Here is a 20965-nt window from a genome sequence, read left to right as displayed (position 1 = left end):
ACCCACGGCCGACCGGGCCGGCGCCCGGTTGCTCCGCCCGGGCGGCAGGCGCCAACACGGCGCGCCTGCGTCCGGCACCGGCCGCCGGCGGCGCCTACAGTCCTTGCGTGAGCGACGACCCCACCCGCACCAAGGCCGCGAAGGAACTGGACCTCCCGGAGGGCTGGGTCTCGGGATTCGCCATGGCGGCGCTCGCACTGATCATCGGGTTCCTGAGCTACGAACTCTCCCAGGACACCACGCCCAACCTGGGCCAGCTCGGGCTGTCGGGGATCGTGAGCCTCATCATCGGCACCCTGGCGAACCCGCAGGGCAAGGGGCAGCGGTTCTGCTGGTGGGCGCTGCTGGGCTGCACCTTCCTCGGCGCCGTCACCGGCGCGCTGATGACCGGGCTCACGGACCGGTCCGCGGCCGCCCCGGCGCTGTCGATCTTCGCGGCGGCGTTCTTCGGCCTGCTGGTGGACGGGGAGAAGCTGTCGGTGGGCAGCCCCGGGAAGTGAACCGGGCGGGCGCCGGCCGCCGGCACCCGCCCGGTCTGTTCCCGGAGGCGTTCTCAGCCCGCGCTCGTGCAGAGGTAGAGCTGCCGGCCGCCGGAGTCGTCGCCCGCCGCCCGCCCGCCGCCGTACTCGGAGGCCGGCACGGCGGTGCAGGCGGTCCGCACCCAGGACTGGATCTCCGCGGCCGTCGTCGGCCCCGCCGCCTCGCCGCCGCCACCGCGCCGGCCGGCCCCGCCGACCAGGACGTACCTCAACGCGCCGTCCCCGACCAGCTGCTGGAACTCCGCCAGGGTCGGTGACGGCGCCGAACCGCTGAAGCCGCCCATCGGCAGGACCTCCTCGCCCGTCGCCAGGATGAACGGCGAGGCGGCGCTCCAGCTGGAGGCGGCGAACAGGTAGCGGGCACCGCCCCGGTGGGCCCGCAGATAGTCGAACAGGGCCTGCTCCGGCGCCGTCAGGTGCTCCGAGGAACCGCCGAACCCGCCCCCGCCGAACCCCGCGCGCTGCACGCGCCCGGCCTCCGCCCCCGCGAGCGCGTGCCGCCCACCGGTGCCGTGCCCGCCCCCGGAAGGACCGACGGTGCCCATGCCCGAGTCGCCGTACGCCGAGCCCAGCACCGAGGACGCCCACGCACCCGGCGCCACCAGCATCGCCGCCACACCCGCCACCAGGCCCGCCAGCGCGACCCGCCGCCCGGTGAAACGGCTGAACCTGACCGCCGCGAGCAGCGCCAGCGCCGCCACCCCCAGGACCACCACGACCGGCGCCAGCCACGGCAGGAACGACGGGAACTCCCGGGCCAGGAAGACCGACCAGAGAGCGGTCCCGGCGACCGCGCCCGGAAACGCCCACGCCCGCGCGCCCCCGCGGTGGAAGCCCTGCCACAGCAGCACGACCCCCGCACCGCACAGCGCCGCCAGCGGAGCCGCGATCACCCCCATGTAGTAGGAGTGGCCGCCGACGCTGCCCGCACTGAAGACCAGGAAGAACACACCGAGCCAGGCACCCCACAGGACGTAGCCCGCCCGCAGCACGTCGGTGCGCGGCTCGCGCCGACGCCAGGCCAGCCCGCACAACAGGGCGACCACGGCGACCGGGTAGAGCCAGCCGGTCTGCGGGGCGAACTGCGAGCCGAACATCTTCGTCCAGCCGCCGTCGTCCGCACCGCCGCCGCCCTGACCCCGCGGAGCGACCTGCGCCCGGGCCCCCTGCTCGCCGCCCGCCGCACCGGCCCCGGCGACGTGGCCCCCGCCACCGCCGCCACCACCGCCACCACCGCCGCCTCCGCCGTTCCCGCCACGGACCGCCTGCACGCTGCCCGTCTGCGCCGCGCTCATCCCCAGCGACGAGAACCGGTTCAGGAAGTTGTAGCCGACCACCATGCTGAACGCCGAGTTGTCCGTCGTACCGTCCACGAACGGACGGTCCCGCGCCGGCGTCGCCGTGACCGCCAGCATCCAGGACGCCGAGACCACGACCGTCACCAGCCCGGCCAGCGCCACGTGCCCGATCCGCCGCCGCAGCGCAGCCGGCGCCGCCAGCAGGTACACCGCCGCCAGCGCCGGCAGCACCGCCCACGCCTCCAGCATCTTCGTCTGGAACGCCAGCCCCACCCACACCCCGGCCAGCAGCAGCGGGCGCAGCCGCGCCGCGTGCGCCGCCCGCTGCGCCGCGTCCGCCGCGAGCAGGAGCAGCAGCGTGAACGCGGCGTCCTCGCCCGCCGTGCGGAACAGCCCAGCGGCCACCGGCGTCAGCGTGAACGCCGCCGCCGCGAGCAGCCCCGCACCGGCCCCGGCCCACCGCCGCACCACCCGGTACAGCACCAGGACGGACAGCACCCCCTCCACCACCTGCGGCAGGGTCAGCGCCCACGGGTGGAACCCGAACACCCGCGCCGACAGCGCCTGCGGCCACAGGAACCCCGGCAGTTTGTCCAGCGTGATCGTGCCCGCCGGGTCGAACGACCCGAACACGAACGCCTTCCAGCTCTCCGTCATGCTGCGCACGGCGTCGGCGTAGAAGCCGTGGAACTGGCTGTGGCCGATGTTCCACGCGTACAGCACGGCGGCGACGGCCGCGATCCCCAGCAGCGCGGGCCGGGCGTAGCCGGGCTGGTCGTCGGGGGACTTCCACGGGGCCCTGCGGCCACGCGACGGGGGAGCCGGGGCCTGGCCGGGGGCGGTGAGGACGTTGAGAGCCATGATCCGCACCTTCGGGTGCGTCCATGAGAGATCCCTTGGAAAGCGCCCCGGTTTGGTCATTTTTATACCTGCGGCACGCCGATCGGCCCACTCCGCCCCCGACCTGTGAACGATCGGTGTGCCCCTGCCGGGCCGGCCCCCGTCAGCCCTGCGGCGTCCGTTCGGCGCCGGCGAGGAGCGTGCGGACGGTGGCGGCCATGGTGTGCCGCGCCTCCTCCGGGCTCTGGCCGCAGCTGCGCCAGTGGTGCCAGGCGCTCCACGTGGTCACCGCGTCCAGGCCGTCGAGCAGCTCGCTCCGGGCGGGTTCGGGGAGCGGGTCGAGTTCCGCGGCGAAGACCTGGGCGAGCCGCAGGCGGGCGAAGTCCATCATCTGCCGCACCGCCTCCTGGATCCGCGGGGACGGGTTCTCCAGCCGCATGACGGCGAGTCTGGTCGGGGTGACGCCCTCCAGGATGCGGGCGCGCTGCTCGGTGAGGGCCGTGACCCGCAGCTCCCGCGGCCCCTCGGTGGGAAGCGGCCCGATCCGGGCCGCGAGCTGCTCCAGGCGCCGGCTGACGGCCACCTCGGCGAGCTCGGCCATGTCGGCGAAGTGGTGGAACACCAGCCGGCGGGAGACGCCCGCCCGTTCGGCCACCTTGTCGGCGGGGAAGTGCGACTGGTTCTCGTCGAGCAGCGACAGCACCGCGTCGGCGATCTTCTCGCGGGTCTGCCGCCCGCGTTCCGTGCGCCCGTCGGCGGCGGGCGCGGCCGGCGCGGCGGTCTCGGACCGTTTCACGTGGGCTCCTCCGCACTCTCGTTGACATTCTTGCACCGCGAGTGCAAGTGTACGCGTTGCACGGGGAGTGCAATAAGTTTCCGGTGGGGGCGGCACGCCCTTCCGCCGCGTACGAAAGGCCGTTCGCCGCAGATGTTCACCACGGTGGGGCGCTGGTGCGCCCGCAGACCCAAGCGCGTCGTCGCGGCCTGGCTCCTGCTGCTGGCCGCCGCGCTCACCGCCGTCGGGCTGCTCGGGCGGGTCACCAGCGAGGACGTCTCCATCCCCGGCAGCGACAGCCAGGCCGCGCTCGACACGGCCACCCGCGCTTTCCCCGCCCCGCCCTCCGGCAAGCAGCCGGTCCTGCTGCACACCCCCGCCGGCGCCGCCCCGCTCACCGACCCCGGCACCGCCGCCGCCGTCCGCAGCGCCGCCACCGCCATCGCCGCGGTGCCGCACGTCGTCGCCGTCACCACGCCCTACGACCCGGCCGGCGCCGCGGCGACGAGCGCCGACGGCCACACCGCCTACCTCTCCGTCGAACTCGACGTCTCCGGACGGGAGGTGACGCCCGCGACGACCGACGCCGTGCTCGCCGCGGCCGCACCGGCCACCGCCGCCGGCATCGAGGTGACCCCCGGCGGCCAGCTCGCCGCGGCGGTCGACCGGGGGAGCACCGGGCGCAGCGAGGCCATCGGCCTCGGCGCCGCCCTGGTGATCCTCGCCCTCACCCTCGGCAGCCTCCTCGCCGCCGGCCTGCCGCTGCTCGCCGGGGTGGTCGGCCTCGGCATCGCGCTGCCCGTCCTCGGCCTGGTCGGCCACCTGATGGACGTCCCCCAGGCCGGCGAGACCATCGCCGCGATGATCGGCCTGGGCGTCGGCATCGACTACACCCTCTTCGGGCTCACCCGCTTCCGGGAGCTGCGCGCCGCCGGGGCGGGTGTCGAGGACGCGGCCGTGCGCACCACCGCCGGTTCCGGCAAGTCCGTCGCCTTCGCCGGCAGCGCCGTCGTCGCGGCACTGGCCGGCCTGGCCCTGGGCGGACTGCCGCTGCTGTACGCCCTGGCCCTCGCGCCCGCGATCGCCGTGGTGGTGGCGCTGGGCGTCAACCTCACCCTCCTGCCCGCGGTCCTCGTCCTGCTCGGCACGCGCCTGACACCCCGTCCGGCCGCCCCCGCCCCGGACGGGCGCCCGCGCGGCTGGGGCCGGATCGCCGCCCTGGTCGCGGCCAGGCCGTGGCCCCTGCTGCTGGCCGGCCTCGCCCTGCTCGGCGCCCTCGCCGCCCCGGCGGCGCACCTGCACCTCGGCCAGCTGGACGCCGGCGGCAAGGCCCGGGGCACCATGAGCCGCACCGCCTACGACCGCATGGCCCAGGCCTTCGGCCCGGGCGCCAACGGCGTGCTCCAGGTCGTCGACGTCCTGCCCGCGCCGGTGCGGGCGGGCGCGGGGAGCACCGACCCGCGCCTGACGGCCGTCACCACCGCCCTGCGCGCCGCCGAGGGCGTCGCCGCCGTCGGTCCGCCCGCCCTCGCCGCCGACGGCCGCACCGCCCGCTGGCAGGTCACCCCGGCCACCGCCCCCTCCGACCCGGCCACCACCGCACTCGTCCACCGCCTGCGCTCGGACGTCCTGCCCGCCGCCACCGCCGGCAGTGGCCAGGTGCCGCACGTCGGCGGCGCCCCGGCGGCCCAGGCCGACCTCAACGTGCGCATCGCGCAGCGGATGCCGCTCGTCGTCGGCTTCGTCCTGACTGTCGCCGGCCTCCTCCTGCTCCTCGCCTTCCGCTCGCCCGTCGTCGCCGTCAAGGCCGCCGTCATGAACCTGGTGTCGGTCGCCGCCGCCTACGGCGTGCTCACCGCGGTCTTCCAGCACGGCTCGGGCGCCCGGCTGATCGGCCTGGAGGGCGCCGTCCCGATCCCCGGCTACGTGCCCCTGCTGATGTTCGCCGTGCTCTTCGGCCTGTCGATGGACTACGAGGTCTTCCTGCTCAGCGCCGTGCGCGAGGGCTACCTGCGGGAACGGGACAACCGCCGCGCCGTGGTGGCCGGCCTCGCCGCGACCGGGCGGATCATCAGCTCCGCCGCCCTCATCATGGTCGCGGTCTTCCTGAGCTACCTGCTGTCCGACGACCCCGTCGTCAAGATGTTCGGCGTCGGCCTGGCGAGCGCCGTCGCCCTGGACGCGACCGTCGTCCGCGGCCTGCTGGTGCCCGCCACCATGGTCCTGCTCGGCGACGGCAACTGGTGGCTGCCCCGATGGCTCGACCGCCTGCTGCCGCACGTCGACATCGAGGGCGACGGCCACACCGGGCATCCGGCCGCCGACGCCGACCCCGCCCCGCCCAACTCATTGGCCGGAAGCCATTCCTGATGTGTCATCACATCCGCGGGCTCAGTCCTCGTCGAACGGTTCGTCGCTCCACCGGAACCAGGCGCGGCCGTCCTCGATGTGCAACAGGAACTCGGCGACCGGACCCGACGGGGCCACGAGCGACAGGGCCCGCGCGATCCGGTCGTAGACGTCGTCGAAGCGCTCGATCCCGTCCGCCTCAAGGAGGGCCAGCGACTCGTCGAACCACGGCTTCACCGTGGCGAACGCCGGCGTGGGGACGAAGCGCCCCTCCAGCCACGGGAAGTCCGCCCCGTCGACCAGGATCTCGCCGAGCAGTTCCTCCTGCCGCACCAGCCGCCAGACCCCGTCCCCGAAACCCATCCCGCCGGCCCTCCGTCCCGCCGCCCACCGCCGTCGCGGCAGCCTCCCACACGGCACGGACACCGCCCGGCGCCAGCGCGCGAAAAGGCCCGGGTCCGGGCGGCCGAGGGGGAGACGGCCGTCCGGACCCGGGAGCTCGGGGGCGGCGCGCCCGGTGGGGCGCCACCACACGCGGTGGACCGTGTCGCGGGCCCGGCCGAGGTAGAGCTCCTCCCTCCGGCGCCGGCCCGCGGTCCGGGCGGGTCGCAGGCTCAGGAAGCTATGCGGCGCGCGTCAACGGACCGTCGACGATCGGTAGACGAGCAGTCGCCCGCGGTAAATCGGTTGGGCCGGTCCGCTCCTTGCTGTTACTGTCTGTGCAGCCGTGAAAGAACGTGAGGAGGTGTGAGACCCATGAAGGCTGTATCCGTGTGGGTGCTCCCCCTCGTCGTCACGGTGGGCGATTGACGTTTGGTGTCGCCCGGGAGCCCCTGCGACAAGGCACTCCCGAAAGGCAACACCATGAACGCATCCTCTTCCCCGCACCCCGTCCAGGGCCCGCGCGAGCACGCGCTCACCGTCACCCGTACCGCCGACACGCAGTGGCAGGCCCTCGACGGCGACCTGGTCGTCGGCCGCGCCGACGCCTCGAACAGGCCCGACGGGCGGCTCTTCGTCAGCATCGACGCCTGGCACGACGCGGCCCGCGACCGCCTCGCCGCCACGATGCTCGCCGACCTGCCGGCGCCGCTGCACACCGTCGCCGACGAGGCCGACCACGACGCGGTGGCCGCCTGGCAGCGGCTCGGCTTCACCACCGCCCGCCGCGAGCGGACCTACGTCGTGCCCACCGACCCGCACACCACCGGGCTCGCCCCGGCACGGCCCCCGGCGGGCGTGACGATCGTGCCCGCCGGCCAGGCGCAGGAAGGCCCACTGCACGACCTGGACCGCGCCGTGCGCGACGAGGTCGGGGCCGGCCCCGGCTGGCGGACGATGCCGGCCGAGGTACTGCCCCGCCCGGCGGGCACCACCGTCGTCGACCCGTCGAAGTACGTCGTCGCACAGCAGGACGGCCGCTACCTCGGCCTGCTCCGCCTCGCCCCGGTCACCCGCCGGCCGCGGATCGGCCTCATCGCCGTCCGCGCCGAGGCGCAGCGCCGGGGCATCGCCCGGGCGCTGCTGGCCCACACACTGGGCTCGCTGCACCACGCCGGGACGGCCTCGGCCTGGGCCGAGGCCGACGAGACCAACACGGCCGCCATCGCCCTCCTCGAAGGCGTGGGCGCCGAGCACGTGGGCAGCATCCTGGAACTCGTCCGCCGCTGACGCCCCGCCACACCACACAAGCGATCCACCGCCCCACCGACCGGAAACGGGAAACCATGACCAAATCAACAGGAGCCATCGAAGTCGAGGGCACCGTCACCGAGTGCCTGCGCAACGCGACCTTCAAGGTGCAGCTCCAGAACGGGCACGTCGTGCTCGCCCACATCAGCGGCAAGATCCGCAAGAACTACATCAAGATCCTCCCCGAGGACCGCGTCCTCGTGGAGCTCAGCCCCTACGACCTCACCCGCGGCCGCATCCGCTACCGCTACAGGTAGAACCGGGCCCGCCCCAGGCCGCCGGCCTCCGCCCGGCGGCCCGGGCATTCCCAGGTGATCGTCTTCGAATTCCTTCGAACCATTCGACCGGCACCCCACCCACGGCGTTCCATGGGTGGGGTTCCTGACGAGCGGTCACGAAACGGAAGGAAGAGCCGATGAAGAGCCTGAAGGCCGTCCTCGCAACGGGCGCCGCCGCGGCCGCCCTCGCCGCCACCACCCTCGCCGGCGCGGGCACGGCCCGGGCCGACACGGTCGAGCAATGCCCGCAGGAAGCCGTGTGCATCCTCGTCCCGGACCAGCCGATCATGGTCTTCTACGGCTACGGGGTGCACACCCCGTCCAACGTGCACGGCATGGGATGGATGGAGAACAACCTGACCGGCGGCCGGGTGTCGCTGTGCCGAGGCCCGGGGGGAGTCGACTGCGAGCTGCTGCTCGGGCCGGGCCGGATATTCGTCGACTTCGACACCATCCGCTCGTTCGTCATCACGCCCTGACCGCGGCCCGGACTGTCGACCGCGACGGCCCGGGATCAGCCCTGGCCGCGCAGCGCGCAGACCCAGCAGTCGCAGTCCGTCACGGAGTTGGCCCCGCAGTGCGCGACGGGCCAGTACTGCGACGCGCACGGCCCGGGATCGACCGCAGTGCCGTCGCCCGGCAGCGTGCGCCGGCACCAGTCGCACCGGACGTCGGCCGGCACACCGGCCTCGCGCAGCTGCCGGGCCAGCCGGACGGCGATGTCGAACGGGGCACCCGCCTGGACGACGGCGGGCGGGCCGTCCAGCACCTGCCGGCTGCGCCACAGGCTCAGGCCGGTGACCGCCCGCACCGCTTGCAGGGCGGTCGCGTCGCGGGCCGGGGTGCCGGTCAGCCGGACCTCGAAAGCCGGGGCCTCCACGGATTCCTCCTCGCCGCCCGATGCCGTGTCCGCCCCAGTCAACCGCCCCACCCGCCCGTCCGGCCACGGGTTTTCGCCCGGCCGGGCGTGAAAGCGCGGTGTGGGGCGCCAGGACGGTCCCGGGCGCCCCACACCGGTTCACCGGGTCACCAATTCATCGGTTCACCAGGTGACCGGGACGGCGGCCGGGGTGATGGCCATGCGGTTGGGGTGCCAGGGGATGTCGGCGGGCGGGGCGGCGAGGCGCAGGGTGGCGGGGAGGTGGGTGAGCAGGGTGCGGAAGGCGGTGTCGGAGTGCCGGCGCACCAGGTGGGCGCCGGGGCAGTGGTGGCGGCCGTAGCCGAAGCGCAGGTGGGGGTTGGGGGAGCGGGCGGGGTCGAAGTCCTCGGCGCCGGTGAATGCCGCGGGGTCGTAGTTGGCGGCGTCCAGGGAGAGCAGGACCAGGTCGCCGGCCTTGAGCGGAGCGCCGGCCAGGGTGGTGTCGCGGGTGACGAAGCGCGGGATCGCGTTGCCGAGCACGACGCTGCAGCGCAGCAGTTCCTCCACGTACTGCGGCATGCGCCGCGGGTCGGCGCGCAGGGCCTCGACGTCGCCGGGGCGCTGGAGCAGGTTGAGCGCCGCGACGCCGAGGAAGCTCGCGAAGTCCTCGTAGCCGCTGACGAACAGCACGGCGACGATGTTGGACAGCTGCTCGTCGGTCAGCGCCTTCTCCGCCGGTCCGGCCGCGTTGAGGTCGGCGAGGCGGTCGGCCAGGCCGCGCGGGCGCCCGGGGGCGCGGGCGGCCATGTGCGCGGCCATGTGGGCGCGGATCTCCTCCCAGTTGGCGGCGAGCTCCTGGTCGGAGTACGTCACCATGGTGAGGTCCTTGTCGGCGCGTGCGGCGAGCCGTTCGCGGTCCTCGAAGGGCAGGCCGAGCAGCCGGCACATGCACTGGGCGGCGACCCATGCGGCGAAGTGCCGCTGCAGGTCGCCGGGGGAGCCCTCGGCGAGCATCGAGTCCAGTCCGGCGCGGGTGATGTCGGCGACCCAGTCCTCGGGCAGTCCGGGCTGGTTGCGGCCGAGCGCGGTGAGGACCTCGTCGCGCAGGCCGGCCTGCTGGAGGTGGTTCATGGCGTCGAGCAGTTCGGGCGCCAGGATCGGGGCGTCCTGGGTGGGGCTGTCGGCGTCGCCGAGCACCGAGCGGGCGAAGGAGCGGTCGCGCAGGACGTCGCGGGCCGTCTCGTAGCCGGTGACGAGCCAGGCCTCGCCGCCGGAGTTGGTCGAGACCCGGGCGACGGGGCAGCGCCCGCGCAGCTCGGTCAGCTCGGGGGCGAGGCGGTCGCCCTTGGTGCTGAACGGGTAGTGGGGGAGCGTCGGTTCGGGAGCGTGCGGTGCGGTCATGCGGCGAGGGACCTCTCTGAGCGAAGCGGAGGGAGTGGACGACGGTGTCACCAGCGCACCGGCAGCCGGGCCGGGGCGCGCAGCGGGGTGGACTCGTCCCAGGGCAGGGTCTCGGCCGGCTCGGCGAGTTCGAGGCCGGGCAGCCGTTCCAGCAGCACCTCGATGACGGTCGCGAGCTGCAGGCGCGTCAGGTGGGCGCCGGTGCACGCGTGCGGGCCGTGGCCGAAGGCGACGTGCGGGTTGGGCGTGCGGGCGAGGTCGAGGCGGTCGGGGTCGGCGAACGCGCCGGGGTCGCGGTTGGCGGAGGCCGGCACGGGGACGACGGCGTCGCCGGCCCGGATGTGCTGCCCGTGCAGGGTCAGGTCCTCCTGCGCGACGAGGATGTTGATCGCGTTCATCAGCGGGACGTAGCGCAGGAGTTCGTCCACCGCGGCGCCGGTGCGCCCGGGCTCCTCGCGCAGGGCGCGCAGCTGCTCGGGGTGGGTGAGCAGGACCAGCAGCGCGTTGGCGGTGTGCTGCATGTTGGTCTTGTAGCCGGCCATCAGCATGGTGACGACGAAGCTGACGACGTCGTCCCTGGTCAACGCGCCGCCCGGGCGCCGGCTCTCGGCGAGCAGCAGCCGGATGTAGTCCCCGCCCGCGGCGTCCTCGGGGGTGTCCTCCTTGCGGGCGATCAGCTCCGACGCGTAGTCCTGCAGCGCGTACAGCGCCTCCAGCACCTGCTCCATCGTCAGCCCGGCCGCGCCGAGCAGCGTGAGGGTGTGCGGGAGGTAGCGGTCGCGGTCCTCGTGCGGCAGGCCGATCGTCTCGCACAGCACCCGCAGCGGCAGCGGCTCGACGTAGGCGGCGACGAGGTCGGCCGTCCGGCCGGGGCAGGCGGCGGTCATCGCGTCGATCAGCTCGTGCGCCATGGCCCGGATCCGGGGCCGCATGAACTCCAGCCGCCCGCGCCCGAACAGCGGCAGCACGGCGCGGCGCACGCGCTCGTGGTGCTCCCCGGTCATCTCCAGGAACGTCGGCAGGCACGGCGGCGGCCCGTCCCCGTCCCCGGTGGGCGGCCAGGCGGAGAGCAGCGGCCGCACCAGCCGGGGGTCGGCGAAGGCGGCGCGCACGTCCTGGTAGCGGGAGAGCAGCCAGGCGCTCTCGCCGTTGGGCAACTGCGCCTTGACGACGGGCTGTTCGGCGCGCAGCCGGGCGTAGGCGCAGGGCGGCCCGGCGGTGCCCGGGGCCGGCTCGGGCACCGGGATGACGGCGCCGGCCGCGGGCTCGGGACCGAGGTCGAGATCGGTCATGCGCCGGCCTCCTGGCGGGGAGCGGCGGGGCGGGCGATGTAGCCGGAGGAGAAGAAGAACTCCAGGTACCGGTCCAGCAGCGCCGCGTCGACCGGCGGGCAGTGCAGCCCGCTGTCGGCCAGGGCGGCCTCGGCGTTGCGCCGGCCGAGCACCGGGAAGGTGTCCTCGAAGTACATCTCCTTGACGGACATGTCGGCGGTGCGGCTGCGGTCCACGCACAGCGAGACGAAGGGCGCGGTGGCGCTGGTCGGGTTGGCGGCGACGTGGCGCACCAGCTCGGCGACCCACTGCTCGTACGGCAGCGTCCGCACCGCGCAGCCCGCCGCCCGCATCCGCTCGACGACGTCCGAAAGGGCCGCCGGGCGGGGGTTGGTGAGGTGGTAGGTGCGGCCGTCGGCCGTCCGGGTGGTGGCGATGTGGACGACGGCGGCGGCGAGGTGGTCGACCGGCACGAAGTCCATCGGCAGCGCGATCCCGGGGGCCAGGCCGGTCTCGGCGATCGTCTTGAACAGCGAGCAGATGGCCGTCTCGGTGTTGCCGACCCCGCGCACCTGGTCGCCGGTCACCTCGTACGGGCGGTGGACGGCCACCGGCAGCCCCTGCGCCGCCGCCCGGCGCAGCACCCCCTCGGCGACCCACTTGCTCTCGGCGTAGCCCATGGTGAGGGCCTCCGGGTGGGCCAGCGGCGCGTCCTCGTCCACCTCGCGCACCCCGGCCGCGCCGAAGCCGGCGACGACGGCGACCGTCGACACGAAGTGCACCGGCACGCGGCGCGGCGCCGCCAGGCGCACGACCTCCCGGGTGCCGTCCACGTTGGGGGCCCGCAACTGCTCGTAGGGGTAGAGGAAGTTGACCTGGGCACCGTTGTGCACGATCAGGTCGAGGCGGCCGGCGAGCGCGGCGCGCCGGCCCTCGGACAGGCCGAGGCCGGGCTCGGCGAGGTCGGCGGGGAAGCACTCCACGCGCCGCCAGTCGGCCTCCTCCAGGCGCAGCCCGTAGCGGGTGAGGGCGGTGCGCACGCGGCGCCGGGCGTGGTCGGCGCTCGTGGCCCGCACCGGGCAGTGGACGCGGGCGGCGGTGCTGCGCAGCAGTTCGGCGAGGAGGAAGGCGCCGACGAATCCCGAGGCGCCGGTGAGCAGGACGTCGCGGGGGTCGTGCGGGCTGGGCGCGGGGCCTTCGGCGGGTGGGAGGTCGAAGCCGAGTTCGCTTTCGCGGGTGAAGTCGACGCTGCTTTCGCCGGTGGCGGCGTCGGCCGGGGAGCCGTCGCGGGCGGCGCGCACGGCGGCGGTGAAGCCGTCGAGGGTGGGGTCGGCGAGCAGGGCCCGGATGAGGGAGGAGCCGAGGGCCGCGTCGAGGCCGAGTGCGGCGAGGGTGCGGGTGACGGCCTCGGAGGCGAGCAGGGAGTCGCCGCCGAGGTGGAAGAAGTCGTCCCCGGGGGCGGGGCGCACGTGCAGGACCTGCTGCCAGACCCCGGTGAGGACGCCGGGCAGGCCCTCGGGTATCGGGACGGCGGCCTGCTCGGCGGTGAAACGTTTCGCCTGGGAGAGTAGGGAGGCGTCGGCCCGCAGGCGGGTGCGGTCGACCTTGCCGCCGCTGGTCACCGGGAAGCGGTCCAGGACGGTGAGCGCGGGCACGGCCTGGGCGGGCAGCCACCGGACGCAGTAGGCGCGCAGGGCGGCCGGGGCCGGGCGCCGCCCGGGGACGGCGGGGGTGACGCAGGCGGTCAGCGTGCTGCCGTCGGCTGCGAGGTCGACGACGGCCTCGCCGACCTCCGGGTGGGCGCGCAGCCGGGCCTCCACCTCGTCGAGTTCGACGCGCGCGCCGCGCAGCTTGACCTGGCGGTCGAGGCGGCCGCGGTACTCCAGCAGGCCGTCCTCGCCCCAGCGGGCCTGGTCGCCGGTGCGGTAGAGCGGGCCCGGGTCGAGCGCGGGCAGGCGCACGAACCGTTCGGCGGTCAGCCGCTCGTCGCCGGGGTAGCCGAGGGCCAGGCCGTCGCCGCCGACGAGGAGTTCGCCCTCCTCGCCGGGGCCGGCGGGGGTGCCGTCGGGACGCAGGACGTGGCAGGTGGTGGCGCCGAACGGGCGGCCGATGGGCACGTGCGCGGCGTCCTCGGGCAGCGGGCGCACGACGTGGGCGGTGGAGACCACCGAATTCTCCGTCGGGCCGTAGAAGTTGACCACGGTGGTGGCCGGGCAGGCGGCCAGGACGGCGTTGGCCAGGCGCGGGTCCATCGCCTCGCCGCCGGCCGAGACGAACCGCAGCCCGGCCAGCGCCCCGGGGCGGGTGCGGGCGAGGAGGTGGAAGACGCTGGTGGTCAGGTAGGCGACGGTGACGGCCCGGCTGCGCAGCAGCTCTTCCAGGGCGGCGGGTGAGAGCAGTTCCTCGCGGTCGGCGATGACGAGGCAGGCGCCGGTGAGCAGGGCGCCCCAGATCTCGATGGTCGAGGCGTCCGAGGACAGGCCGTAGCCGTGCAGGACGCGGTCGCCGGGCCCGGGCGGCGCCAGCTCGCGGTCGGACAGGACCAGGCGCACCACGCCGCGGTGCGGGATCGCGACCGGCTTGGGGCGGCCGGTGGTGCCGGAGGTGAAGGCGACGTAGGCGCAGTCGGAGGCGGACAGGGCGGCGGTGCCGGCGATGGAAGCGACCACAGTGGTATCGGCGGCGGTATCGGCAGCAGTGTCATCAGCGGTGTCGGCAAGGGGAGTCGGGCCGTCGCCTCCGGTGCCGTCGAGCGGCTCGACGGCGACGCTCAGGCGCAGTCCGCGCACCCGGCGCGCGGCGTTCGGCAGCGTCACGGCGGCGCGCAGCCCGGCGTCCTCGGCCATGGCCCGCAGCCGGGCGGGCGGGAGTTCGTCGTCGAGCGGCACGTACGCGCAGCCGGCCTTGAGGATGCCGAGCAGCGCGACCAGCGCCTCCAGCGAGCGGCCGCCGCACACCGCGACCGGCTCGCCCGCGGCGACGCCGCCGGCGAGCAGGCGCTCGGCCAACTCTGTGGACCTGCGGTCGAGTTGGCCGTAGGTCAGGGTGCGGTCGCCGTGCCGGGCGGCGGGCGCGTGCGGGCGGGTGGCGGCCTGCCGGGCGAACAGCTCGGGCAGGCGCAGGTCGCGCGGGTAGGAGGGGAGGTGGTCACGGGTCGGCGGGGCGGCGTGCCGGGGGTGCGGGCGGTGGAGGCGGTGCAGGCGTGACGAGACGTCGGTGTCGGGCATCGTGTCGTCCCTCTCGTGTGGGCGGCGGAAGCCGGCCGGGCGTCGGATCAGGCGTCGGAGCCGGTAGCGGCCCCGGGCGCCGGGAAGTCGGCGGCGAAGGCCGAGAAGTCGGCGGTGCGCCAGCGCTGCGGGCGCAGCCGCAGCAGGAGGTCGTCCTTGAGCTGGCCGGCGGTGGCGGCGAGGTAGCCGCGGGCCTCGTCCGGGTCCAGGTAGCGGTGGGCGAGCGCGTCGCGGACGGCCGGCGGCACCGGGTCCTCGACCGCGGTGACCTCGCCCTCGACGCTCACGTACCGGTAGGGCCGCCGCTCGTCCTGCACGCACAGACTGAACCGCCCGGCGGCGAGCAGCAGTCGGCCCTTGACGGTCTCCCGTCCGGTCTGGACGAGGACGTCGCCGCCGGGCTCGTAGGCGTACCAGACCGGGACGAGCAGCGGCGCGCGCTCACCGCCGCGCCCGTCGGCCACGCCCAGGACGCCGACGCGCCGTTCGGCGAGGAATGCCTCGCGGTCGCGCGGGGACATGGAAATGGACATGCGTCATGACTCCTTCGCCGGTGACGGCTTGATCGAGTTCGCGGACGATGCATCACTGTCCGCAGAGCCATGACAAAAACCACGTGGTCGAGTGAGCTGAATTACAGTCCGAAAATAAGCCAGCACTCATCGTAATGTCGGCTAATACTATTAATGCGGATCAGTTGGGCGGGCCGGGCAGTCCCAGCACTGCGTCCGCGAACGCCCCGGGAGCCTCCTGCGGCACGTTGTGCCCGATCCCCGGCAGGACGGTGACCTCGCACGGCCCGCGGAAGCGCCCGGTGTCGCCCTGCACGTCGGCGGGGATCACCCCGTCCGCGCCGCCGACCAGCACGACCGTCGGCACCGTGATCGGCGGCCCGGCCGCGAGCCGGTCCTCCAGCGCCTGGTAGCGCGGATCCCCGGCCACGAGCCCGAACCGGTGCCGGTAGGAGTGCACCACGACGTCGACGAAGTCCGGATTGTGCAGGCTCGCCGCCGACGCCGCGAACGCCTCCCCGGCCCCGGCCCACGTCGGCGACCACAGCCGCCAGAGCAGCGCGCACAGCTCCTCGCGGTTGCGCTCCAATCCCCTTCGCCCACGCTCCGAGTGGAAATAGTGCTGGTACCAGAGATTGCGCTCCGCCTCCGGAGAAACCGGCTCCACCGAACCCGCGATGTCCTGGACGAGATAGCCGCCGCCCGTCACCAGCCCCGCGACGCGTTCCGGCCACAGCGCCGCCGCCACGCACGCCGCCCGCCCGCCCCAGTCGTACCCGGCGACCACCGCCCGCCCGATCCCCAGCGCGTCCAGGAAGTCGGCCAGGTCCTGCCCGAGCGCGGCCTGCTGCCCGCTGCGCATCGTCCCCTCGTCCCGGAACGCCGTCGGCCCGCACCCGCGCAGGTACGGCACCAGCGCGACCCGCCCGCGCGCGGCGAGCCGCGCCGCCACCTCGTCGAACGCCCGCACGTCATAGGGGAATCCGTGCAGCAGGACCACCGGCACCCCCGCGCCCGCCCCGGACTCCCCGGACTCCCCGGACTCCCCGGACTCCCCGGACTTCCCGAACTGCTCGTACGCGATGTCGAGAACCGGCGTCGTCACGCGCTTCCGAGCCCTGAAGATCACATCCATCCGTCCATGCTGACACGTCGTTCGTCAACGATCCGCCGGTATCGGCAGGGGGCCGTCGTGGCGGGCGCTGGCGCGCCAGTCGGCGACGCGGACGAGGGTTTCGAGGAAGGCGAGGCGGAACGGGCCGAGGCCCGGGGTGTCGCGCAGGGCGAGGGCGCGTTCGGTCCAGGCCTGCGGGAAGCCGGCGGTGTGCAGGGTGAGGGCCGGGAAGCGCTCGCCGGTGGACAGGTCGACGGGCGGGGTGCGGTCGCCGTCGGCGACGCCGAGCAGCAGCGGGGCCTCGTCGCCGCGCGGGCGCACGGTGACGCGGACGTGGCCGTGGTGGGCGGCGGCCAGGTAGGTCACCAGGGGGTCGTGACCGCCGTGCCACAGCAGGAGGGCGCTGACGAGCTCGTGCCGGAAGTACGGGCGGGTCGGACGGTAGGGCGGCAGGGGGTCGGCGCCGTTCTTCGACTTGGCCAGCAGGCCGGTGGGCGGGTCCGTGCGGCCGGCCCGCAGCTTCTCCTGGAAGGCGTCGTGGCACTTGCCGAGGTCGTGGTAGCGGGCTGCCTCGACGACGGCCTCGCCCAGCCCGGCGGGGAGTCGAGGCAGTGCGGCGAGCAGCGACTGCGCCTCCTCGGCGGTCTCCTGGAGGTGCTGGTCGAGACCGACCCAGGCGGCGCAGGCGTAGAGCGGCGTCCGCGGGCCGGGCGCCTCGCACGGGACGGGGGCCGGGCTCGCCGGGCTCCAGCCGAGGTCCGGCAGGTAGCCGCCGGCACGGGCGTCCAGGAGCACACGGACGCCGGGGCGCAGGTCGTCCGGCTGCGCGGGGCGCCACCGGCCGTCCAGGGCATCGCGCAGCCAGGCCCGGCCGGCGGGCAGCCGGTGCAGCTCGCCGAGCGGCACCGGGCAGAGTTCGGCGCTCGCCGGGTCGGGCTCCTCCTCGCCGGGCGCGCCGGACTCCCACGCGCGCCAGGCGGCCAGCGCCGGGAGCGAGTCCGCCTCGGACGGCCCGCAGATCCACCGGTCCACCGCGTCGGCCCGGTCGGCCCGTTGGTCGGCCCGGTCGGTGGGGTCGGCCCGGTCGGCGGGGTCGGCGGGGGAGTCGAACAGGGCCAGGACGTCCTCGCGCCCGGGCCCCGGCGGCGCGGGCGGCGTCCCGACGCGGGCCGCCAGCAGGTCGCCGGGGGTGACGGCCCGGCCCTCGTGGGCGGTCAGCCAGCGCGCGACGGCCGCATCGCCGCCCTCCGGCGGCGTGCACCACAGCAGGTCGCCGCCGTCCGGGTGCTCGCCGTGCCGGTTGCAGCGCCCGGCGCGCTGCACCAGCGAGGCCCAGGGCGCGAGTTCGGTGACCACGGTGCGGCCGGAGAGGTCCGGCCCGGCCTCCACCGCGGGAGTGGTGACGAGCACGAGGTCGCCTTCGGCCTCGGCGGCGGCCAGGACGCGGCGGCGGTCGGCGGCCCGGAAGTGCGGGTGCAGCAGGAGCGCCGCGCACCCCAGTTCGGCCAGGCCCGCGTGCACGGCCCGCGCCCGCTCCGGCGAGTCGAGCACCACGACGGTCCGGGTGCCGGGCACGTGCGCACCGGCGACGGCCCGCGCCAGCGCGGCGGCGTACCGTCCGGGCCCGACGTCGAGCCGGGCGATCCGCCGCAGCGTCCTGGCCGCCTCCGGCGCACGTACCGCGCTGCCGCCGGGGTCGAAAGGCCCGCGCACCGACGACATCCACATCGTCCGGGTCGCCGCCGCCGTCCCCAGCTCATCGCGCAGCCGCTGGAGTTGCACACCCGTGGACAGGCCGGGCCCGAGCAGGTAGGCCTCGTCGAACACCCACTGCGCGTCCGTGTGCAGCAGCGCGTACGAGACCGGTGCCATCGTCCGCGCGTCCGCGTAGCCGCGCATGAGCGCCCGGCTGAGCAGCACGTCGTGCGTGCCGACCAGGATCGCGCTGCGCTCGGGCGCGCGCCGCCAGCCGCCCTCCTGCGCGGCCGCGCCCGCGAGCAGGTGCAGCCCCACCTCGCCCGTCAGTCCCAGGCGTTCCAGCCACTCCGCGATCCGGGCGAAGGTCTGGTCGGCGAGGCTGTGCCGCGGCAGCACCAGCACCAGCCGCCGCGGCGTGTCCCCGGGCGCCGCGACCAGCCGCCGGTACAGCCACGGCAGCACGGCGGCCACGGTCTTGCCCGCCCCGGTGGGCGCCTCCAGCAGCGCGGGCAGCCCCTCGGCGGCCAGCGCCGCCTGGTACGGGTAGGGGGCGAAACCGGTGGCGGTACGCACGAAAGTCTCGAACTCGGCCGTCATCCCGCCAACCTACGGCGAAAGGCCGCCCGCCGGGCGGAGCGGAAGGCTACCCGGCGCCTACGGCGAACCGGCCGCCGCCCGGTACGCCGCCACCGCGGCCGGCAGGACGGCCTCCACACTGGACCGGGGCTGCTGCGCGACGGTCTTGTGCACGGTGAGGATCACGTCGCCCTCGCGGACCAGTGCCACCTCGGTCACGTACGGCTCGCCATCGCCGGGGCCGAGCGCGGAGATCCGCAGCACCAGGCCGTCGTCGGCCGCCACGCCGCCCACTCCCGCCGTGGACACCGTGTTCTTCGTCGGGGAACCGTCGACGGGAAGCGTGGCGGTGTACGAGGCGCAGCGCTGCGCGGCGCCGTGGACGGCCGCCATGACGGCGGCGGCCCGCCCGGGCGGGTACCGGTCGAGCGACTCCCGGCCGAACCAGTCGTCGGACGGCTTCTCCAGCCCCACCGACACGCCCTCCGCGGGGCGGTCGTGCCTCGCCGTGAAGCCCTCCACCACGAGCTCCTCGCACGGCATGGCCGTGATCGGGACGTCCGAGAAGTGCTGGTCAGGTGTAGCCGAAGCGGTCAACAGCCGGAAAGCGGGCGGCAATTGACGGTCGGTCAGGAGTGCATCGCGCAGCCGGACCTGCGCCGGAGCCCCCACCGGGGACGGGCCGCCGTCCGCCGCCCGCACGGGCGGTTCCTGCGAACAACCGGACAAGGCGAGCGCCGCCGCGACGACGGCAGCCGACACCACACCACGCAACCGCACCGGGTCCCCTCCCTGGAGTCCATGATCGACTCGCATCCTGCCACACCCGGGACCGGATCCTGCCGGTACGACCGAAATTGGGGCCCTGTACGAAGCACCCGAATCGTGACCTTCCCGGCCGCGACCGCCGGAACCCGCAGTTCACGGCCCGCGTCCCCGCCGGTAGTCGGCGTGCCGTAAGGTGCGGCGCCGCGGAGCCGAGCAGGCAGCGAGCAGGAACGGGAAGAGCGCAGGACGATGGACGACAGACAGGCCGAGGGCCACAGACCCGGCGGCGGCGACACCACGCCCGCCGAACACCTCTGGGAGCTCCCGGAGTACCTCTACGAGCGCGAGCTCGGCGCCGGGGCGAGCGGGCGGGTCGTGCTCGCCCGCCACCGCGACACCGGCACCCCGGTGGCGATCAAGCACCTCCACGCCTCCGCCGCCTCCGCCGCGCTGCGCGCCGAGGCCGAGGTCCTCGCCGGCATCGACTCCCCGTACGTCACCCGGCTCTACGAGTACGTCGAGGGCGAGCAGGGCTCGGCCATCGTGATGGAACTGGTCGACGGCATCGCGCTGCGCGACCTGCTGCGCGCGGAGGGCGCCACCACGCCGGAGGCCGCCCTGGTGGTCCTGAAGGGCTCGCTGCTGGGCCTGGCCGCCGCGCACGGGGCCGGCGTCGTGCACCGCGACTACAAGCCCGCCAACGTGCTGGTCGACACCGTCGGCACGTCCAAGCTCGTCGACTTCGGCATCGCCGTGCCCAGCGGCGCCGACCGCGACGTCTCCGGCACCCCCGCCTACATGCCGCCCGAGCAGTGGGCGGGCCGGCCCGCCTCCCCGGCGGGCGACGTCTACGCGGCGACCGCCACCTTCTTCGAGTGCCTCACCGGCGCCCGCCCCTACGAGGGCGCCACGATCGTCGAACTCGCCGTCCAGCACAGCGAGGCGCCGATCCCGGCCGAACTGGCCCCGGAGCCCGTCCGGCCGCTGATCCTGGCGGGCCTGGCCAAGGAACCCGAGGCCCGGCCCGACAGCGCGGCCGCGCTCGTCGAACAGCTGGAGGCCGTCGCGGCCGCCGCCTACGGGCCGTACTGGGAGGAGAAGGGCCGCCGCGACCTGACCGCGCTGGTCGCCCTGCTCGCCCTGCTGCTGCCCGGCGCCGGCGGAGCGGCCGGCGGCGGCACCTCGCTGGCCCACACCCTCCTCGGCCCGGCCGAGACGGACGCCTACACGGACGCCGCCATGGACGTGGGCGCCGACGCCGCACCGGCCGCCGCCCGCCTGCCCCTGACCGCCCGTATCGGGACCCGCGGCAAGGTCCTCACCGGCGTCGCGGCCGGCGTCATCGCCCTGGCCACCCTCACCACCGTCGCCATGGCGGGAGCCGCCGACGGCGGCGCCCGCACCGTGCTCGGCGGCGCCTCGCCCGAGGCCACCACCAGCCTCGGCGCGCACGACCCGACCGGCAGCCCGTCCGCCGCGCCCAGCACGACCGGCGCCACCGCGACCCCGTCCGCCACGGCGACGCCGACGGCCACCGCGTCCACCAGCGCGACCGCCACCGCGACCCCGTCCGCCCCGGCCCCGCCGGGCGGCACGACGCCCGCCGCACCGGGCACGCCCGCGGCCCCCGCCACCGGCCCGCAGCCGGCACCGGCCGGCCCCGGCGCACCGGCGTCCGCCCCCCCCGCCGGCCCCCGCCCCCCCCCACGACCCCCGCCCCCGCCGGGCGCCCCCGCCCCCCCGCCCGCGCGCCGCCCCCCCCGCCGCC

Annotated in this window: 17 protein-coding genes; 6 read left to right on the top strand and 11 right to left on the bottom strand. The window is 75.5% G+C overall.

All coding sequences use genetic code 11. The annotated features are described in order from the left end of the window. The first annotated feature begins 107 nt into the window (after window positions 1-107). Window positions 108-500, top strand: a complete 393-nt coding sequence (locus ACFV4G_RS35895) for a hypothetical protein (protein WP_380446382.1) — start codon at window positions 108-110, stop codon at window positions 498-500. Between the two features lie 53 nt (window positions 501-553). Here the strand turns inward: ACFV4G_RS35895 and ACFV4G_RS35890 are convergent, their stop codons facing one another. Further along, entirely contained in the window at window positions 554-2698 is a 2145-nt protein-coding gene (locus ACFV4G_RS35890) for an ArnT family glycosyltransferase (protein WP_380446381.1), read from the bottom strand. 142 nt (window positions 2699-2840) lie between these two features. Beyond that, on the bottom strand, window positions 2841-3473 hold the full coding sequence (locus tag ACFV4G_RS35885) for a TetR/AcrR family transcriptional regulator (RefSeq protein ID WP_380446380.1): 633 nt from the start codon (window positions 3471-3473) through the stop codon (window positions 2841-2843). Window positions 3474-3605: 132 nt separating this feature from the next. Here ACFV4G_RS35885 and ACFV4G_RS35880 point away from each other — a divergent pair, with 132 nt between their 5' ends. Next, a complete protein-coding gene (locus ACFV4G_RS35880; protein WP_380446379.1) occupies window positions 3606-5822 on the top strand; it encodes an MMPL family transporter in 2217 nt (738 codons plus the stop codon). Window positions 5823-5843: 21 nt separating this feature from the next. On the opposite strand, the gene ACFV4G_RS35875 is transcribed toward ACFV4G_RS35880, so the two are convergent. Further along, a complete protein-coding gene (locus ACFV4G_RS35875) occupies window positions 5844-6164 on the bottom strand; it encodes a hypothetical protein (RefSeq protein WP_380446378.1) in 321 nt (106 codons plus the stop codon). A gap of 501 nt (window positions 6165-6665) precedes the next feature. On the opposite strand from ACFV4G_RS35875, the gene ACFV4G_RS35870 reads away from it, so the two are divergent. The 3 genes from ACFV4G_RS35870 to ACFV4G_RS35860 all read left to right on the top strand — a co-directional run bounded on the left by ACFV4G_RS35870 (window position 6666) and on the right by ACFV4G_RS35860 (window position 8250). Continuing rightward, window positions 6666-7472, top strand: coding sequence for a GNAT family N-acetyltransferase (locus tag ACFV4G_RS35870; protein ID WP_380446377.1), 807 nt, complete (start codon window positions 6666-6668; stop codon window positions 7470-7472). A gap of 56 nt (window positions 7473-7528) precedes the next feature. Next, window positions 7529-7750, top strand: a complete 222-nt coding sequence (gene infA / locus ACFV4G_RS35865; protein ID WP_380446376.1) for a translation initiation factor IF-1 — start codon at window positions 7529-7531, stop codon at window positions 7748-7750. 158 nt (window positions 7751-7908) lie between these two features. Beyond that, window positions 7909-8250, top strand: coding sequence for a hypothetical protein (locus ACFV4G_RS35860; protein WP_380446375.1), 342 nt, complete (start codon window positions 7909-7911; stop codon window positions 8248-8250). Window positions 8251-8285: 35 nt separating this feature from the next. Here the strand turns inward: ACFV4G_RS35860 and ACFV4G_RS35855 are convergent, their stop codons facing one another. From ACFV4G_RS35855 to ACFV4G_RS35820, 8 genes are all read right to left on the bottom strand, one after another. Then, window positions 8286-8651 carry a ribosomal protein L7/L12 gene (locus ACFV4G_RS35855; protein ID WP_380446374.1) on the bottom strand — a complete coding sequence of 122 codons (366 nt, stop codon included), beginning with the start codon at window positions 8649-8651 and terminating at the stop codon, window positions 8286-8288. A 162-nt stretch (window positions 8652-8813) separates the two neighbouring features. Continuing rightward, on the bottom strand, window positions 8814-10031 hold the full coding sequence (locus ACFV4G_RS35850; protein WP_380446373.1) for a cytochrome P450: 1218 nt from the start codon (window positions 10029-10031) through the stop codon (window positions 8814-8816). Window positions 10032-10078: 47 nt separating this feature from the next. Further along, window positions 10079-11323: a cytochrome P450 gene (locus ACFV4G_RS35845; RefSeq protein ID WP_380446372.1), complete on the bottom strand. Its 1245-nt coding sequence runs from the start codon at window positions 11321-11323 to the stop codon at window positions 10079-10081. Further along, the gene (locus tag ACFV4G_RS35840; RefSeq protein WP_380446371.1) at window positions 11320-14529 is read right to left on the bottom strand and encodes an amino acid adenylation domain-containing protein; all 3210 of its coding nucleotides are present in this window, start codon (window positions 14527-14529) and stop codon (window positions 11320-11322) included. The genes ACFV4G_RS35845 and ACFV4G_RS35840 overlap by 4 nt, the downstream gene beginning before the upstream one ends. Window positions 14530-14576: 47 nt before the next feature. Next, window positions 14577-15062 (bottom strand): pyridoxamine 5'-phosphate oxidase family protein, encoded by a 486-nt coding sequence (locus tag ACFV4G_RS35835; protein ID WP_380446370.1) that lies wholly within the window; start codon window positions 15060-15062, stop codon window positions 14577-14579. 160 nt (window positions 15063-15222) lie between these two features. Continuing rightward, window positions 15223-16146, bottom strand: coding sequence for an alpha/beta fold hydrolase (locus ACFV4G_RS35830; protein WP_380446369.1), 924 nt, complete (start codon window positions 16144-16146; stop codon window positions 15223-15225). Window positions 16147-16200: 54 nt separating this feature from the next. Further along, entirely contained in the window at window positions 16201-18450 is a 2250-nt protein-coding gene (locus ACFV4G_RS35825; protein WP_380446368.1) for a CRISPR-associated endonuclease Cas3'', read from the bottom strand. A 57-nt stretch (window positions 18451-18507) separates the two neighbouring features. Then, a complete protein-coding gene (locus ACFV4G_RS35820; RefSeq protein WP_380446367.1) occupies window positions 18508-19209 on the bottom strand; it encodes a hypothetical protein in 702 nt (233 codons plus the stop codon). A 237-nt stretch (window positions 19210-19446) separates the two neighbouring features. Here ACFV4G_RS35820 and ACFV4G_RS35815 point away from each other — a divergent pair. Continuing rightward, the coding region (locus tag ACFV4G_RS35815) for a serine/threonine-protein kinase (RefSeq protein ID WP_380446366.1) at window positions 19447-20965 on the top strand (1519 nt) is incomplete at its 3' end.

This window comes from Kitasatospora sp. NPDC059747 (assembly GCF_042732955.1).
Classification (GTDB): Bacteria; Actinomycetota; Actinomycetes; order Streptomycetales; family Streptomycetaceae; genus Kitasatospora.
Note: the sequence above shows the minus strand (reverse complement) of the source record. Positions and strands in the feature narration are given on the sequence as shown.